Source organism: Mucilaginibacter sp. P1_A3, from assembly GCF_056406855.1.
In genome coordinates this window covers 158,816-176,276 of the sequence record NZ_JBFTZJ010000002.1, presented here as the reverse complement: position 1 = coordinate 176,276, position 17,461 = coordinate 158,816, and the positions used below count along the sequence as shown (strand labels likewise).

Annotated in this window: 15 protein-coding genes; all 15 read right to left on the bottom strand. The window is 39.3% G+C overall.

Annotated elements, in window-relative coordinates; genetic code table 11:
- Position 1: 1 nt before the first annotated feature.
- The 15 genes from AC1D0K_RS05080 to AC1D0K_RS05010 all read right to left on the bottom strand — a co-directional run bounded on the left by AC1D0K_RS05080 (position 2) and on the right by AC1D0K_RS05010 (position 17,279).
- Positions 2-2,626, bottom strand: a complete 2,625-nt coding sequence (locus AC1D0K_RS05080; RefSeq protein WP_477392254.1) for a hypothetical protein — start codon at positions 2,624-2,626, stop codon at positions 2-4.
- Positions 2,627-2,704: 78 nt separating this feature from the next.
- Positions 2,705-5,878, bottom strand: a complete 3,174-nt coding sequence (locus tag AC1D0K_RS05075; protein ID WP_477392252.1) for a hypothetical protein — start codon at positions 5,876-5,878, stop codon at positions 2,705-2,707.
- Positions 5,875-6,306 carry a GPW/gp25 family protein gene (locus AC1D0K_RS05070; RefSeq protein WP_295721211.1) on the bottom strand — a complete coding sequence of 144 codons (432 nt, stop codon included), beginning with the start codon at positions 6,304-6,306 and terminating at the stop codon, positions 5,875-5,877. Before AC1D0K_RS05070 ends, AC1D0K_RS05075 begins: the two co-directional genes overlap by 4 nt.
- Before the next feature lie 22 nt (positions 6,307-6,328).
- Positions 6,329-6,580, bottom strand: a complete 252-nt coding sequence (locus tag AC1D0K_RS05065; RefSeq protein ID WP_295721212.1) for a hypothetical protein — start codon at positions 6,578-6,580, stop codon at positions 6,329-6,331.
- A gap of 3 nt (positions 6,581-6,583) precedes the next feature.
- Complete coding sequence (gene vgrG / locus AC1D0K_RS05060; RefSeq protein ID WP_477392248.1) at positions 6,584-8,470, bottom strand: type VI secretion system tip protein VgrG; 1,887 nt, start codon at positions 8,468-8,470, stop codon at positions 6,584-6,586.
- A complete protein-coding gene (locus AC1D0K_RS05055; protein WP_477392246.1) occupies positions 8,463-9,197 on the bottom strand; it encodes a CIS tube protein in 735 nt (244 codons plus the stop codon). Before AC1D0K_RS05055 ends, vgrG begins: the two co-directional genes overlap by 8 nt.
- Positions 9,197-9,355, bottom strand: a complete 159-nt coding sequence (locus AC1D0K_RS05050) for a DUF5908 family protein (RefSeq protein ID WP_295721219.1) — start codon at positions 9,353-9,355, stop codon at positions 9,197-9,199. Before AC1D0K_RS05050 ends, AC1D0K_RS05055 begins: the two co-directional genes overlap by 1 nt.
- Positions 9,356-9,358: 3 nt before the next feature.
- On the bottom strand, positions 9,359-9,892 hold the full coding sequence (locus AC1D0K_RS05045) for a phage tail protein (RefSeq protein WP_295721220.1): 534 nt from the start codon (positions 9,890-9,892) through the stop codon (positions 9,359-9,361).
- A gap of 15 nt (positions 9,893-9,907) precedes the next feature.
- On the bottom strand, positions 9,908-10,339 hold the full coding sequence (locus tag AC1D0K_RS05040) for a phage tail protein (RefSeq protein WP_295721222.1): 432 nt from the start codon (positions 10,337-10,339) through the stop codon (positions 9,908-9,910).
- A gap of 47 nt (positions 10,340-10,386) precedes the next feature.
- Positions 10,387-11,919 carry a phage tail sheath family protein gene (locus tag AC1D0K_RS05035; RefSeq protein WP_477392241.1) on the bottom strand — a complete coding sequence of 511 codons (1,533 nt, stop codon included), beginning with the start codon at positions 11,917-11,919 and terminating at the stop codon, positions 10,387-10,389.
- Between the two features lie 16 nt (positions 11,920-11,935).
- Positions 11,936-12,988 carry a hypothetical protein gene (locus tag AC1D0K_RS05030; protein ID WP_477392240.1) on the bottom strand — a complete coding sequence of 351 codons (1,053 nt, stop codon included), beginning with the start codon at positions 12,986-12,988 and terminating at the stop codon, positions 11,936-11,938.
- A 19-nt stretch (positions 12,989-13,007) separates the two neighbouring features.
- The gene (locus AC1D0K_RS05025) at positions 13,008-13,619 is read right to left on the bottom strand and encodes a Pvc16 family protein (RefSeq protein ID WP_477392239.1); all 612 of its coding nucleotides are present in this window, start codon (positions 13,617-13,619) and stop codon (positions 13,008-13,010) included.
- A 27-nt stretch (positions 13,620-13,646) separates the two neighbouring features.
- Complete coding sequence (locus AC1D0K_RS05020) at positions 13,647-14,294, bottom strand: FkbM family methyltransferase (RefSeq protein WP_295721231.1); 648 nt, start codon at positions 14,292-14,294, stop codon at positions 13,647-13,649.
- Positions 14,295-14,304: 10 nt separating this feature from the next.
- Positions 14,305-15,054 (bottom strand): capsular polysaccharide synthesis protein, encoded by a 750-nt coding sequence (locus AC1D0K_RS05015; RefSeq protein ID WP_477442531.1) that lies wholly within the window; start codon positions 15,052-15,054, stop codon positions 14,305-14,307.
- Positions 15,055-15,065: 11 nt separating this feature from the next.
- Positions 15,066-17,279, bottom strand: coding sequence for a glycosyltransferase (locus AC1D0K_RS05010; protein WP_477399827.1), 2,214 nt, complete (start codon positions 17,277-17,279; stop codon positions 15,066-15,068).
- Positions 17,280-17,461: the final 182 nt, after the last annotated feature.

Genomic DNA, 17,461 nt, shown 5'->3' with positions numbered 1-17,461 from the left:
TTTATGTTTTAAGTGTTCCCAATGCGTTTTGATTCAATAAAAAAAGTGTACGCTCTTCGGTGCTTTTGCAGTCCTCAAGGCGTGCAACAGGGTATACTGTTTTTAGCGCTGTGTAAATTGCTATGAACCTATTTAATTTAACGTTACCAACATCAACAGATTGCCCCGCCTTTACCCGGAGCCAATCTTTATAAGCATCCTGAAACTCCACCAACTGTTCGTTGCTAACCCAGCATATTTTTACAAAAGCGTGGGCCGGAGCCTCCATCCGGATAGTTTGTTCGCTAAATTGCCTGAAACCAAGATTAAGAAAACGTGGTGCATAAGCCGGTAAAACAACACCGATGCGGAATGAATAGGGATCTTTGTCATCACAGTCTTTACAGTTATCATCAACACAAATTGGCAAAAAGCCATTATAAGATGCTGCTGGTGGTGATAATGGCGGACTTGCGGGCGGCTGATCATCCTGACTCGGTAAAAGCAACGTGTTTTCAACTAAAAACATACCTTCTTCTGCCCTGGTCTTTGTTACTAACGAAACCAGCTTTATAGTATCAACACTTGCAGCATTCGCAGATGCATATTTTATAACGCTGGTGCCAATTATTTTAGCAGCATTTAAAACCTGGTATGAAAAAGTGCCATCGGCATTTGTAACAATTTTTAAAGCCGAAGGAGTATAAAGTAAAGTAAGTGCATCATCAAGATCAAATACGGCTTCCTCCTGTCCGGGATATTTTTGAGCCCCCTCCAATAGAATTTTGCCGGTACGGTAATCCATAATCCGAAACCAGTATTCATCTTTATTAGCAGCATTTAAGCCATGCTGAATAAGCGTAAATAAATTCACTAGGTTGCGCCTGGTAATATTATCAAAACCCAATAAACGTTCTAATCGTTTCTCCAGGCCGCTTATGTTATCCGTATCCCATATTTTACTACCATCGGTGTAATTGTATCCGCCAAACCGTTTAGAACTGTATTCGGGGTAATTTTTAAGAAAATCAATTTTATCCTGAATAATATCATCCGGATTTACAACTGCCGGGCTTATTACATCCTTAGGATTTGAGGTAAAGCCGGAATAAAGCACATTCACATAATCAAAAAACGATTCGGCAAACCGCGAAAGCAAATGATCCAAAAATAAATTTCTCCGTTTATAATAAGTAGGCTTGTCCTCGGCAGCCGATTGAACATTTGAACTTACTGTATTTTTGTTTACAAATAATGTATCGGCATCTTTAAAGCTTTTTACTACTTGTGTAAAATAGGTACTTGATTCCTGGTTTACCGAAAACAAGTTAGGCAAATGTGAAAGCTGCGAAGCATAGTTGGCCAATTGCTGATCAAAAAAGTATAAATACCCCTGCAATTGTTTTGCTTGCACTTTTCGTTCATCCGTAGCATCGCCGGGCAAGCCCCAATGGCTTATTCCGTAGTTTTTGGGCAGATGATTTTGAAAAGAATAGTAATTGCCTGTATCTATAAAGCTGCCCGTATCAAACGTAATATCTTCGGTTAATACTTTGTCATTGCCAACTATGAAGTCGCTCATCAACTTATCAAACCTGCTTTTAATGATATTCATATCCGGCCGCAACGGGATTCCGTTTTTATAGATCAAAATATTGGAATCAAGAATATTGATTAAAGGTTGTTTTCCGGTAGCTACCGGAATTATCCATTTATTTGGCAATTCGGTAGCCTGATCCAAGGGATTAAAAATGATATCAAGAATATTAATTATGCCATCAACATTCAATATTTGCTGCATGATATCAGATAAATGAATTTCTGTTTTCAGGCCGGCGTTTATCAGTTCATCTTCTTTAATAAAACCGTGAATAAGCATAGGCCCTTCAAAAATCACATCAGAAGTGTACCCCTGCGCCAACAGATCTTTAAGCCAGTAAAATTTTATTAGTGGTGTTAAGTATAGTTGAATATTAAAAAAAAGTTGAGCAACGGCATCAAAAGGGTCCGCACCGGGCTTTAGTTCCAATTCAGTACAGATTCTAAATTCTTGCCGGTCAACTTCGCTTATGGATAAAAATTCTTCGCAAAGGTTGCGGTTTTGCATCAGCACCTTTCTAACGTTATCTTTAATACCTTGTTTAAGTGTTTCGGCTACGTTAGTGTCAAACTCAATAAGCACATCATAAAAACCCTGCACATTTACCGGTTCCCATTTCAAACTCAAAGGTTGAGTAAACTGTAGTTTTTTAAGGCTGATATCGGCAAAGATAGGAATGGTTCTTTTTTGCAACCATGCATTTTTTACGCCTACAATATCAATTAACAGTTTACGATAATCATTTATAGTTACCGGTTTGTTAGGGAATATCTGGCCTGCCGAAAAGAAATGTTTCAGGATATTGGCCTTGGTATCGGTAGGTGTGGCCAATAAATCGGGAATGGTATTATTTGTTCTGTAACTTAAATCGGTAATTACATAGCAAAGCAATTCAAGCGTAGTAATACCCGGATCGTGTACGTTATAATCCGTCCAGAGAGCGGATGCAGTTTTTTCAATATGGCCAACTCCAACCTTTCTTAATTCTTCAAAATCAAAAGCGCTGTTTTGAGGTTTTTGCGGTGAAATAGTTAGTGCATCACTCATGGGTTATCTTGTTGTTCAGTTTAAAATGAATAAGCTACAACTCATCTAATAGTTAAAAAACGGGTACCACATGCAGTATCAATCATTAATGATATCATGATGCATAGCCGATACCAGTATAGATGCAGGGCTTGATGCCTCGGCAACTTCAATATTACGGCCAAAAATCTGCCTATTAGGCGAATACTTATATAACGAAAAATCGGTCAGATAGTCTATATATTCCAGGTCTTCTAAAAATTTAATGATCATTGATTTGGTAACCTTACCACCAAAATGAAGGTCGTTCCCCCCGTCCGATATTATCCACGGCGATAAAAAGCCTTGTAGTTTTTGATCGATTATTTTTTCGTAATAATTAAACTCGTATCCTCTTTTTAGTTTAACCTTTACCGATACCTTTACGGCTTCATATAAAGGATTCATGACCTGAAATTGTGCCCAGGCTGAAGAATGTTGAGTAAGAAATGTGTTAATCTGATCGAGGGTGTTTTTATCAACCTTTGGTTTAAAAGGATCAACAGCGTTACGATTTGTTAAATCGGGTACTACAATCATCAGGATATTACCCGGCGCATAAAAGGAAGTTGGTGTAGCATGATTAATGCATTTAACTTTATGCACCGTAGGGAAATGATTTAAGATCATCCGCTCATAATCCCATATAGCAACGCTTCTTTCCTTGTGCCTTAACCGTTCACTTACCCTGATATAATAAGCCTGGTCGTCCTCTATTAAGTGCCCCCCAAAAGATGAGTATGGCTGTGTTACTTTTTTAATGTTGCCGTTATCATTTTTAAGTTTTGTTATGGTATTAGCCGGCATGGCATTTTGTAAATGCTGAGGATCATTATCCTGGTTGTTAAAAGATGAAATGGCGGCATTTGATTGCACATCAAGCAGATTACAAACACCATCGCTGTCATTTTTTATAGCCGCTTTAAACCACAATAATCCATTTGCCAAAATAGTGTTGGATGTTGTTGCTTCGGGAGGGACAACTATCTTTATTACACCACTGGTTAATAAACCGTTGGTTGTATCAAAAATAAAATCTTCGTTGCTTAAGGTTTTCCAATAATTATCACAAAGCACGCTCCATGTTATATCAATTTTAGGTTTATCCGGGTTGGCGCTACCTTCTGCCGCCTGGAAAAGCATGCATACAGAATCTTCGGCATAAAGACCGCTTAAACCTATCTGTAATGCTCCCTCATCAATATACTCCGGCACCAGTTTTACCAGCGTATTGTTCAAAAAATCGTGCTTGCTACGGGTATAAGCATGTTCGCGCATTTGCCCGAATGCTCCGTATTGAAAAAATTCAATCTCCTCATTTATATAATCATTCAGCGTAGTTCCGCTAAAATTAATTTTAGCCGTTGTAGCTGTATAATTTAAGGTTATGGATTGTATTTCGGGAGCAAAAGGTTCTGATGGAAGTTTCAATGTTCCGCCATCCCTGCTAAATCTTAAAATTTCTGCCGTATATTTTTCACGGTAATCTTTAAACAGGAAACTATGATCTAAACGAAGTTGTACCTGCCCTTTCCTGATATCTCTATAAACATCAAAAAGCAACTGAAGAACTGGTTTATATAACTGCAGTGTTAAAGATGCTTTCGCTTTTACAAAATTGGTTTTAGCCTGCAGGTTTGAAAAACCGGGTAGCAGGTATGACATTTTGCTTGTTACTGTTTGCAGTATTGAATGACCGGGATTTATATAATATGGCGTAACAAATTGTGGCAGGATGTATAACGGAAATAAAACCGGGAATGCAGGGTTTGAAAACTTCCAGGTTGTAGCAGCCTGCGCATTGGCAGTGTTGAAAAGCTGGACAGATTTATGTTGCTCCTGCCAGGTAAAACCATCTTTAAAAGCTGCTACTGCATTAAAATCGCCATTGCCATTATTTGATTGGTTATAATTAACATAATATGATGCCAGGTCTGAATCCGGGATATTTTTCCAATCCACATCAAGCGAAAATTCTTTTAATCGTTTTGAAAACGTTTCCTGGTGACCGATATAAAAGTTTGAGTTTTTATCAGATAACGGCCCAAATGGAGTAAAAGGCTTCTTGGCATTTAACGTTCCAAAATCATTTTCCAGGCTTAGCGAAGAAATACCGGTTACATTAACTTCAATTGTTGAATCGATGAGTTCGGCGTTAATCAAATTCCGATATCCGAAATCATATTTATCTGTATTAACAAGAACCTGTAGTATAGGATGAGTGGTATCAAAGTCGCTGCCGTGGCTTGCTTTATTATAGGCAATTACCGCGGGTTCATCTTTAGTTATATTAAAGGTGAATTGAACATTGAACACTTGATTATCTGCCGAAGTGATGGTAGCTGATGAAAGCTTAGGACCAATCCACCCTTTTTCGCCTGTGATACTTATTTTAAAAAGATTAGCTGTTAAAACCGCATTTTTGGCGGCAACATCCAGGTTTCTTACCGTTAAGTTAACCGTTACATTACGATTACCCTCTTTCATCATTAAAATATCGCTGGCCAGGCAAAAACCAACCTGAGCCAGGGGAAGACTGGAATTTCCAAATCCATTCCATTTAGGGTTTGTGGGATCCAAAACCGCGCCCAGGCCATCTTTTGAATTGGCTATTGGCGCGTAATGCAAATAGTTTTTATTAACCGGGTTTACATATAGCGACTTTAACTGGGCAACTTTTGATTGATTAACTACAATATCATGCGTAAGTACGTAGTTAAGATCTTTCTTAGTAGTATCCTTGCCTGCAAGTAAGGCCGTACCGGCTGTAAGCAAAGTATCTTCTGTGTTTTTCTTAAGCTCAAAAATAACATGCGCGTTATCCGGCACGGGCGCCTTTTTACCCAGCATTAAAACTTGCTGGTAATAAAAATCAAGATGACGCTTGGTAAGCGTATTCATCAGCGCCTTGGGTTGATCCATCAGTTCAAAAAAGCAATCGAGCAAAGCAATGTGAGGTGGCAGGGAAGCGTTTGCCGCAAGGGCATTCAATTCGTCAATACTTTTATCAAAAAAGTTATTCCAGGCGCCATTTTCAATCAACTTTTGGGTAGCAGGATTCAGATCGTAAAACTTGATCAGTGATGCTATTTTTTGAACGTATTTATACAAATCTTCCTTACTACGCTGATCAACCGGAACCAGGGCCGGATCAAGCAACTGCGGCATTCGCTGTTGCTGAGTTTGCCCATCGCGTTTAAGAATTATTTTGTAGTCAATAGCTTTAGTGCTCATGCCGATTTGTTATTAGCCTCGTTTAAATAAAACGGATATACCAGGTTGAACCGGGTGTTTGTACTGATCACTTCATAGTCAACCAGTATATCAATTCTTCCTTCTGTTAAAAAATCATCCAGCAGCTCAATAGTTAATAATTTTATCCTGGGTTCATAAATCAGCACAGCGTTTTTAACAGTTACTTTAATAGCTGTTTCTGTTGTAGCATTCATTGCTTCAAATACATAATCTTCCAGGTTGCAGCCATATAAAGGTTGGAGAAAACGTTCGCCAATAGTGGTTGAAAGCAGTATTTCCAGGCTTTTATTAATATCCTCCTCATCGGCGGTCATTAAAACCTGGCTGGCTATTTTTGAAAAAGTTGGCGGAAAACTCCATCCCCTACCCAAAAAAGACTTTTCAGAAACATTGGTAAGCTTGTCCATTTATAAGAGATTTTATTGCGGATCAGGAAATTTCAACTACACCATCGTAAGGCGTTCCATCGTTGAAGGTTGTTTTAACTTTAAAAGCTTCGGGATGTGCTTTAAGGTGATTGATCACCCCTTCGGCCACGGCTACAAATAAGAGTTGCATCTGTTTACTTGGCGGCGGGGCCGCACTTCCCATTACTTCCTGGTAGTGGTTGGTAAACGCGGTTTGTATAGCCTCGGCCATACTGCCCGAAAAATCTGATGGTGTGCCTGCTTTGAGCGCCATATTTCAACCTGTTTTTACTTTAACCGATAATAAGGATGGAGTTGGTGGAGGCATAGGCGGAACAGGAGGAGCTGGAGTTACCGGTAATGCCCCTAAAGCAAGCTCGCCGGGGTGCATGTGTGTTTGATATATATTAACTATCTGGTTTAGATAACTGAGCAATTCATCTCCAAAAACCAGGGGATGCGATGCCCCGTCAACCAATTCTATTTGTGGCGCGTCAACTATCACTTTAGTATTCCCCTTTACCGTAATAATTCCGCCGTTTACATCAATAATTATTTGATTACTGTTTGAGTCTTTAATGGTTATGGTGGATGGCTCGGTTGTTATGACATGACCATTCTGGTCTTCCAGTCGTATTCCCTGTTTGTCATCGCTGATGAGTACCTTGTTTACTCCCGGCGTTTCAATAACAACTTCTTTTATTTCATCATCAAAAGTAAGTTTCAACTTTTCCCTGGAAGTATATCCCTTCTTAAAATTATCATTGGTAGGACTTATCGGCGGCACCTTATTGGAGCTGTGCAACATGCCTAAAATTACCGGTTGGCGTGGGTCATCATATAAAAAGCCTAAAAGCACTTCATCACCAACCTCCGGCCTGAAAAACATCCCGCGTTCGTTACCGGCATCTGTAAGCGCTATTCTTGCCCATACACCGTCGTCATCAGCATTTACGTATGGCATTTTTACCCTTACCCTTTGCTCTCCGTCAGGATCTTCATTGTCTGTTACAATGCCGGTATGTAAACCAATAACACCCGGCAATAAACCACCGGCCTTGGGTGCTGTTACACTATTTTCATCAATAAACCAATCAGGCGTATGGCCAAACTGGGCATTAGTTTTCCACCCTGAAACAGCGGAGAAATCCTGCCGCACGCCACTGACAAAAGCTTTTCCATTAAATGTATCACCAAGGCCGTTCAGTTCAATAACATCGCCCGGGTTTATAGTAGCGATACCATCAAATTTAACCCTGCCACGTATTTTGGATAGGCGCGATTTTAATAATTGCGCATCGGCCCAGGCCTGGCGCTCTTCTGAGGTGATTGAACCAGAATGATTTAAAACAAAGTCCTCCGGACTAGCAACTCCCGCCAGGTCATTAACCGAAAGGGTCCCTTCTTCTTCCAGATCAGCAGGGTCATTAGCTGTCGATTCGGCATTTGCCTGGTTAGCCATATCCCATGAAACACTTTTTACCGCGGCAAATTGATTTCTGCTATCCATTTCAGCATCAAGCTCCATAACGGTTGCTCCATGCAGTAATGACAGTGTGGCATCCCCAGAAACGGTAGGCTTTTTAGTAACTATTTTATCGTCGTTTGTGAGTATAACATTCCCGGTAGCTTCTGCCCTGCTCAATATAAAGTCCCAATCGGTGCTGTTGTACTGAACCATTTCTTTATAAGTAACATCTGTTGATCCAATGTCCAAATCTGAAGATGCAAAGCCATCGCTTTCTAAAATCTGGCTGATAATATCGGCATCGGTGAGGTCATGGAAATAAGCATTTTTACGGCCGATGGTGGTTTTTACCGCTTTGTGTTTACATTCAATTACCAGATTTGGCGATACCGACTCTCTTATCTTGATGGATTGCTTAATGATAATACCCTTAAATATGCTAACGCTATTATCAGGATCACCGGCTGTTATTTCCACCTCGTTGCCCGGAGTAAACAGATCCCCATCGGTTAATGGAAATTCACCACTTGAAGCCTCACCGTCCTGGATCACGATTGTTGCAGATGAAACTTTATTTACCATCTTCATAACATTAACCGAAAGCTTCGCCACTTCCCTGGGAATTTCAGTACCGTTAATTAATATTTTAAATTCGGCTACCGTATTAATCGCAGGAATAACTCTTTCTTCAGACATTATCGGTTGGCTTTGTATTTTTATCAAAAGGCGGAAAAACTAATTTTTGTCCGGGTTGCAGATCCCTGAAGTTTTTAAGATTATTTATCCTGGCAACCTCAAGATAATATTTAAAATCGCCATAAATTTTATTTACCATAGCTGGTAATGTATCACCTTCTTTAACTATACGAACGTGTGTTAGGTCTGGCGAGGAGTTTCTTTCTTCAGCCTGTCTTACCGCAGCCTGAAGCTTTTCTGCAAATGTTGCATTAATGATAGCACGAAGTGGCGTGCCATCGTTTTTAAACATTTTATATTGAATGGAGGTGGTTTTAAGCTCGCAATCAAATTCATATTGATTGGTTCGCAACCATGTAAGATGTCCCCACGTTATTCTGAGGAAACAGGTACGGTGTTTTTTACCATCATAGCCAACTGCCTCATAAAACTCCTTAATTTTTGATGGAATATCTAATTTAACGCCATTGGCATTTGTGCCATCGAGAAAAAACTTTAATGCTACTTCTAAGGGCCTGGTACCAAGAAACCCACCAGCACTTCCGTTGGCACCAGCTGCATTGTTGCTCTCGGTTATAACCGTATAATTAAGTGTAAACTCATCCGGATTAATAAAAGAAGTAAATGTTTTTTCGGCAGGGCCATTTCTTTTAATATCGGTCCACGATTCAATTTTAAGCTTTTGAGCTTCTTTACCGGGTAATAAACTACTAAGTATGTTCACCATCAGCGTTCATTTTTTTTGTCAAGAATTTCCATAATCTGCTCAATACATTCTTTAATGATCTCCTGCTTTAAAGAGCCATCAGCAGAGCCGGCACCGTTTGTTGAATTGCTATCAACAACAGCTACAGATATTTCTATCTCCGTAATTATAACTGACATAATTTAAAAGCTTACAGAACCTGACACTGCGCCCGCAACTGCCCCTACAGCACCAGCAACAAGATCATCGAGGCCCATTGGTTTAAAATATTGATAAGTAAGTTCAAGCGTTTCAACTACCAGGGTATTCTGCTCGGCATTAAATTCAGAGATATCAATCTTTGTTGGATAAGCATTAAAAACATGCCATACATTGAGTGGGATATGGCTGTCATTTAACAAACTTATCAGCACATTTTTTGGATCGAATTCAAAGTTTTCGATACTGTTGCGAGCCCAATGACTAACAAACGACCCCAGGAACAACCCTCTTTTTAAAACCAGTTTATTGAATTGAGGTACGCCGGGAAACTGGTGTTTAAATCTGTTTTCGCCACCTTCGGCAACAGTTTCTGTTGGTATATTGACGCTTAACCCGCTTACACTCTGAAACCGGATATCCTGCGGAGTTTGCGGAAACATTTCAATAACCACCAGGAAGTGAAATCCCGGAGGTGGATAGATCAGACCATCTACAATACCGCTAATCAGGCTCATGATTACAGAATTAGTTTAATCGTTTTGTATAACCAAACCCTCATGTGCAACGTCAAGCTGTTCAATAGCTACTTCGCTTCCGTCTGCCTTTAAATCGGTACTCTGAATTTTTACCGGGAATGCATTTTTAATTTTCCAGACAACAACCGGGTCATGCGTTTCATTTAATAGGGTCAAAGTAATATCCCTCCTTTCAACGGTATTTAATGAAATGGTATTTAACCACTTGAAAAAATCATTATCGTGTGCAAATACCCCTCTTTTAAAAGTAATATTGCTAAACTCACGCATACCCGGCATTTTAATTTTGCTGTACTCTGGCGAGGCTCCGTCGCGGTATTCAATCAATTTATTTTCGATGTTCAACCCGCTTACTTCAGAGAAGCCTATGTTTGACCCGCCCCACTCTACTCTGAAGTGAAACTTTGGTAATGGATAATTTGCCATGTTTTTTGTTTTTATATATTATTTAGGTTTTGATAGCCTTTGGTTAATTAAGATTCCTGAAGTTTATGAGAGAATTTCAGGATAATAAATTCGGCAGGGCGTACTACAGCCATACCAATTTCTATATTCATTCGTCCTTCCAGAATATCAAGAGCCGTCATGGTTTGGCCAAGTCCTACCCTTACAAAAAATGCCTGTTCTGGTTTAGAACCGGCAAGCGCCCCTGCCCTCCATTGCTTTATCAGGAAGTTTTCAATCATTGCCCTAACCCTAACCCAGGTATTGGCGTCATTAGGTTCAAAAACAACCCATTCTGATCCTTTTTTAATTGATTCTTCTGCAAATATGAAGAACCGGCGAACTGGTACATACCGCCATTCATTATCATTTCCGGCCAGCGTACGTGCTCCCCAGATCATTACTCCTTTCCCTGTAAAATACCTTATGGCATTTATAGATTTGCCCGAAGTAGGATCAACATTCAACGACATCTGATCACTTGCAGAAATTTGAAGTGATGCCGAATTTACGTAGGCTAATGTAACATTGGCCGGGGCCTTCCATACGCCTCTTGAACTATCAACCGAAGCATAAGCTCCTGCAACTGCCGATGAAGGGGGCATTAAAATATTTAAATTTTGTAATTGTAATTTAATCTGGTTGTATAATTCAGAGTTACCTGCTACCTGCGGCGCTGCCGGCGGTGATGTTGGTACTGTAGGTGTAGGTTTCTGCAGGTTAAGCCCGGTACGTACCGCAGCCTTTAAAGTTACCGGCGGATTTAAAATAGAGGCCAGGCTTATTTTACCAGTGCCAATATCTGTTGCCTCAACACCGTTTACCTTGTAAATAATATTTACATCAACATCATCATACCTGTAGCTGAGTATAGTTTGCAGGTAAGGGAAATAAGCCGCACCATACTTCATTAAATCAAGGTTACTGCCTAAAGTAGCCGTGTTTCTGAAATCATCTGCCGATGAGTTGATATCATTTATAGTACCGGTTAACTGTTTAACATCTATAATGGTAAACCTATCCTGCAATATAAAACATTGATTTAATGCGCTGTTTATAACTGCATAGTAGTTAACAGATGGCAGTGAAGGACCATCAGGAAATAGTAATAGTGTAGGCTCATCAACCTTTGCAATCTCTGTAAGGCCATCAGTTAATTTGGTGGCGTTAACACCTCCCGCATTATACTTATCTGCCGAAACAATGTAGCAAGGGCCACCACCATTCGCAAAATACATTTGAAGGGCATAATACATCTTGTACTTAGAACTTGTGACAGGGTTAATTGCCGCGTTAATTGTTCTGGTAACAGTATTTACATCACTTGTATCTGTTATGGTTACCGTTATTGCCGTTTCTTTTTGAGCAAGCCCAAATAATTGTTCATACTCTAACAACGATCCTATTCGCTGCGGCTGTTTCCCAAAATCATTGCCATTGAAACTGGATTTTTCGGTGTATCCGATGAATGCAGGAATTGCGGTTTCAACTTCTGCCACCGAAGGTGGAAACGTTGGGATTTCCTTAATGTAAACCCCGGGAGTTTTAAATACATCTGCCATGGCGGTATTTTTTTAATTAAATGGTGATTAAAATATCTGAGAAGGTATCTGCTCCTTCTGTTTTTATGAGATTTAAGGGAGGATTTGGCAAGTTGGCAATAAGCACTTTATTTGTATTATCGCTTAGCTTGATGCCGGCTACAGGCTCTTCTGATAATGGAAGCGCATTGTTTGAAGTAACAATAAACGTCCCATCAGGAGAACCGCCAAGTAAACTAAAATTTATTGGTGAACCATTTGTTTTGGCCACACTTACCGATGTAATTGCCGGATTAAATTTCCGGGTAATGATATAGCGCCATTTGGTTGCGCGGTTAACAAACGGAATTTTATAATTTACTGTGGTGATGGAATTATCGGCACCCTGAAACTGGTAATTGCCATTTAAATCAGTTTTGAAAAATATTTCAACCACCCCAAATACATCAGACATATCAGCAGGGTCAAGCGAATAAAAAGAAGCCTTTTCTGTACCATCAACTAAAAAACTGGCTCTTCCACCCGATGCTTTATTGAGATCAAAAGAATAGTTAAATAAATTATTTGAATTGTTTAAATCCTGCAGCAATTGCTCATTACTATCAATAAAATTCAACTGGCCGCTTTGCGTACTGGCAGTGCTGTTTTGAACCGAAGAAAAACTGCCGCTTGCAAAAGGAAGCAGATCAGCATCTGATACTATTTTACTCCCTGTATTGGCCACAAGCAACGGCAGGTTATCAGCCGACATGTTGTTGCCCCTATTGTTAAAATAGTAGTGGCTTGAGGGCGGTTTTATTAAATTTATATTGGTAATATTTTCAAATAAATTATTTCTTAGCTTCAGTAAAAAAGTAAATTTTGTGCCATCAGATAAGGGGTTTTTAATAATATCATTACCTGCAACAACATCCACCTTGGCAAATAATTTCCCGCCAAATGCAGTTGGTAAAAAGTGAAGCCCCAATGATGCTATAAGTGTTGAACACCTGGCCGATGGCTGCATAATGATATCAGGGCTTTTACCCGATTTATAGAATGTATGGGCAAATTCCAAAGTAAAAAGCGCTTTATATTTAATTTTTATCATTACTATATAAACTACATGCTTAATTATCAGAAATTGTAATCTCGGTAATTCGAGGTGTTTCCATTTTAGGTTCGGAATCAACAAAGCTTATGGTTCTTATTTTATAGATCACATTAGGCATATATTTTGCGCCCAATGCCGCCCAAAGATTATTTTGCTGTTCAAAAGTTGTGGAGTGAAACGTTACAAGTAACCGCCCCACCTTTTGCCAGGGTTTATCGGCATCTACCTTGGCATTTATTTGAGGATACTGATCGCTATCAAAAACCTGGCGACCTTGAAAAAATGCCATCACATATGATAACAGCCTTAACGCGGTAGAGTAATTATTGGCAAATACCGAGAAAAGAACAAAAGCATTAATATTTACAGGTGGATTGATAACCTGGATGCGGTCATTAACTTTTTGATAGTTATATTGAGAATCAGCTATCCGGTCTTCTTCCAGGTTAATAAGTGTCAGGATTACTTTTGATACGTCACTACCTTCGGTTGAAACCGCAAATGTGCCATCGGGATTCATCAATGATGAAACCACAACTACATCCTCATTACCAAAGTTTGTTGAATCTTTCCGCTTGATGTAAGCGTTAAGTTCATCCGACAAAAATTCAAATGTGGTTCGTAACATATCTTTAATTAAATGTGCACCCTGCTCTCAATTCCGGGAGTAAACAAATTGCCGCGCAGATGATATGCCGGGGTTAAACAGAAGACTATAACCGTGGTTTATAAGTTTCTGATGATCAAAATGATCTGTGTGGGTTTCAACTATGATAACTTGTATATTTTTCAGGTCCCCATCTTTTAATTCATCTATCAGGGCCTCCTCATATCCTTCCACATCAAGTTTCAGTATAAATACCTCTTTATCCAGTTTGTTGATAAAGGAAAATAGCCCAACAGATTCAACCGTTAAAAATTCATTTGAATTGGGCAATGTCGTCCACCTTCCGCTCCAATCGCTTTGATCAGGAGCGTAAAGGTTTAATGTTCCATCGTTTATGGAAACAGCCTTGTTTAACGCCTGTATCTTACCAAACCGATCTGCATTCTGGCTCAAATACATGAAACTATCGGGGTTGGGTTCAAATGAAATTACCTCAATATTTGAAAGATGCTGCGCACACATAATAGAGAAGGCACCAATATGTGCCCCGCAATCAATAATATAACTGGGCCCGGCTGGCTGAATATTAGTTAACAGGCTTTTTACACAATACATATCCTGATCAATAACCTCTGGAATTACCCAACGGTCATCATCGGTATCTTTACGGTAGGCTATTTCCAAAACATCATTCATTGTACCAGACTTAAGCAATTGTCAAAAAATTCTCTTCAACTGGTAAAAACATTCTCACCAGGTAGCTGAAAAAAGTGTCCTTATCTAAAATATCATCTTCGGGGTTTTCAGAAACATGTTTCCTTACCATATTAGCAGAAATCATATAGCAGTAAGAATCGTAATTAACAAACTTCCGATGTTCCTCATCTGTCCTTTTGGTAAAAAACTCTTCGGGTTTACTCCAGCACACCGGTTGAATTTGTTCTACAGTTAATTCGCACCAGGGAACATTGCTTTCATTAAGTGTAGATGTTAATGCTTTTGACCCTAAGGTAAGCCACTCAATAGGTTGGCCATCCCTCAAAATATCGCAAACACGATTATAATAGTTTTGGGCGATAGTACTGTTCTTAGATGCGCCCATCAGGTTATTGGTAACCTCGCCCGAACGTTCCCGGTACCCCAAAAACTCATAACTATTTAAAGTATCTGTTAATGGCTTAAGAGACTTAGCAACCAAACAATCCGAATCGATCCATAAACCACCATGTTTGGCAAGTAAAAACGCCCGGATAAAATCGGCCCGGTGAGCTACGCAAAGGTCTTCAAGACGGATATCGAGATCGGCAATGCGCATTTCTTCAAAGCTTTCAGATGTCAGCAATCGAACGTCAGAGGCGTGCGCGAATACTGTTTTTTGGCATTCGCTGATCCAATCAGGAAGATCTCCTTCCCAATAAAGCCATACCGGTAAATCTGTTGATTCCTGGTTAGTCACGATTAAAGTATTTAGCTTATTTTTTGAATAACGATAAGAGAATCTGCCTGGTGAACCTGCCGGTAATTTCCACTTGTAAGCAGTTGATTTACGTACGCCTGCACATCGGGATAATAATCTGCATAATCATGAAAAGCTACATATCCGTAAACTTCTACAAAGGATGAAAAGTGCTGAAAATCGTCATTGATACTGATATAATCATGTAAACCATCTATAAATAAAAGCGAAATTGCACTATCCCATTTAACATCACTTGATTTACACACACATGAAATCACGGTATCTAATAGATCGGCATTTTCAATATTAAGGTTGAAGCTTTCAAGAGATGGTTCAAAAACACACAAATTTGAGCCCAAAGCGCCCAACTTTCCGTCGTGCTGATCAACTGCGTATACCTTAATTTCATTTGATATGGATTTGGCAATTTTACCAAGCAATATGGTTGCTTTGCCATGAAAACTACCAACTTCAACCACATGGGCGTCAGGGAATTTAATACACGCCTTTAAAGCGAAAGCCATCAATAATTCGGACTCGGCATCGCTTAGCCATCCCTCAATTTTTTTTGTTTCGGATATCACCTGCAACGGGAAAAACAATGACTGATCAATAGCTTTCTGCACCGTATTTTTCTTGGCTGGGATATAATTATTGAGATGTAAACGTGTACGATTCCTGATCTCATTATCGTACTCCCGGGCCACCGGATGTATCCAAAAAGCGTGAGGATCATTTATTGCACAATCCAGATCAAATGTTGAGTAGGATTTTTGATAGTTGTTGAAAGTATTACAGCACGGGTTCAGTAAAATATCATAACCAAGCAAACTCACCATTGTAGGTAAAATAATTTCTTCTGTTGCCCATATCCCAGTGTGCTGCATGATTCCCTTGAGCAGAATATTTTTTTTAAATTGTTTAACCAAATCTTTAACAGCATCATAAGTGAACACTGTAGAAGGCCAAAAAGACCAGTGTACAAACTTATCCTCCCCATCGGGAAAGGTTTTTAACAAAGGCTTCCACAAATCATATTCTTCAAATGCTTTAATAGATGTCCATACATCCTTGTTTTCCGCAGTAATGCGTTCTGGCCGGCTTGATAGTAGCCCAACGTTACTTTTATCAGAAAGAAAATTGGATATAAATGATGAGTATCCAGGCTGAACACTTAATTGATCAGAATCAACAATTGTTAATGTACTAAATGAAAAATTGTCAAGCGCAAATTCCATACACTCAAGTGCAAAAGGATGCAGGTAACCGTGCTTTACCGGGTAATTAACCGGGCATATAACAGCACCAAATTGCTCAAAAGGAAACAATGTGGCGCTGAGCTCAAAGTCGGTTCCCCCGTTGAAAATTAAAATTATGGACGAAGGATCGTTATAATGTAAATTACGAACCATGTCAATTATACAATCCGGGTTTTCATGCACCAGGCAGGCATAAATATTCTTTTCTTTTTGGGTATTGTTTTGAACAGGAGCATCATTTGCACTTCTGACCACAGGCTTATTCGTTGTGGCCATGTGATAATCACGATAGTGTTTTAAATCAGCCTGCATAATTTGTTCAATATCATTTACAGGAAAAGGATGCCACCAATCTCCCGAAGTTTGTTTGGGACTAATGTTTTGATCATGTATCATATGAACAGACATGGTTGTGTCTTCAAGTTCGGTAACATACTCCGGCGCGGTACCCCATACAAATAAACCATCCATGCCTACGTCGATATTTTTAAACGGGTTCATTTCCCAATGCGATCTGTAATAGCATAATGAACTACCTAAAAGCCACTTACGCTGATCTGCAGGGTATTTATATTGATAGGCCTGGTTATTAAAAAAATCATAATAAAGCAGGTTGTTTATTCCGCAAACTTTTGCATTATTTTTATTCAATTCATGTACCTGGTATTTTAAACGATGCGGGGCGTACCAATCGTCATCATCCCAGTTGGCTATGATACTGCCGGATGCCTTGCTGCAGGCCATATTTAATTTTTCGCCAAGTGTAATTTTATGATCAAGGCGAATATATTTTACACCAGGTTGGTTTAAAACCAGGTCTTCAATGCAATCCGTTCCGTCATCAATGATAATTAATTCCTTATTTTGATGCTCCTGCCGCTGAAAATACCGGATGGCATGTGGTATAAAACGCCTGCGGTTATAAGTAGGCATGATGCATGATACAAGCGGAAGCTTATCCATACTTTTGATTGACAGTAAATATTTTTCTTATTGTAATTAAGCGGAATACCTGAACTTTGGCGGTAGAATAAAGCTTCGCTTAAGGATTGTCACATACATATCCGTTTAAAGCGTAAAATTCCTGGTACTAATTTAGATTCAATGGTAGTGTAACTCTAATAGCTCAACTATTATATTATAAA

Coding starts and splice junctions, on each gene's coding strand:
- AC1D0K_RS05035 (WP_477392241.1), bottom strand. CDS start 11,919: ATGGCAGATGTATTTAAAACTCCCGGGGTTTACATTAAGGAAATCCCA.
- AC1D0K_RS05070 (WP_295721211.1), bottom strand. CDS start 6,306: ATGGACAAGCTTACCAATGTTTCTGAAAAGTCTTTTTTGGGTAGGGGA.
- AC1D0K_RS05065 (WP_295721212.1), bottom strand. CDS start 6,580: ATGGCGCTCAAAGCAGGCACACCATCAGATTTTTCGGGCAGTATGGCC.
- AC1D0K_RS05020 (WP_295721231.1), bottom strand. CDS start 14,294: ATGAATGATGTTTTGGAAATAGCCTACCGTAAAGATACCGATGATGAC.
- AC1D0K_RS05050 (WP_295721219.1), bottom strand. CDS start 9,355: ATGTCAGTTATAATTACGGAGATAGAAATATCTGTAGCTGTTGTTGAT.
- AC1D0K_RS05075 (WP_477392252.1), bottom strand. CDS start 5,878: ATGAGCACTAAAGCTATTGACTACAAAATAATTCTTAAACGCGATGGG.
- AC1D0K_RS05045 (WP_295721220.1), bottom strand. CDS start 9,892: ATGAGCCTGATTAGCGGTATTGTAGATGGTCTGATCTATCCACCTCCG.
- AC1D0K_RS05010 (WP_477399827.1), bottom strand. CDS start 17,279: ATGGATAAGCTTCCGCTTGTATCATGCATCATGCCTACTTATAACCGC.
- AC1D0K_RS05080 (WP_477392254.1), bottom strand. CDS start 2,626: ATGAGTGATGCACTAACTATTTCACCGCAAAAACCTCAAAACAGCGCT.
- AC1D0K_RS05030 (WP_477392240.1), bottom strand. CDS start 12,988: ATGATAAAAATTAAATATAAAGCGCTTTTTACTTTGGAATTTGCCCAT.
- AC1D0K_RS05055 (WP_477392246.1), bottom strand. CDS start 9,197: ATGGTGAACATACTTAGTAGTTTATTACCCGGTAAAGAAGCTCAAAAG.
- vgrG (WP_477392248.1), bottom strand. CDS start 8,470: ATGTCTGAAGAAAGAGTTATTCCTGCGATTAATACGGTAGCCGAATTT.
- AC1D0K_RS05040 (WP_295721222.1), bottom strand. CDS start 10,339: ATGGCAAATTATCCATTACCAAAGTTTCACTTCAGAGTAGAGTGGGGC.
- AC1D0K_RS05025 (WP_477392239.1), bottom strand. CDS start 13,619: ATGTTACGAACCACATTTGAATTTTTGTCGGATGAACTTAACGCTTAC.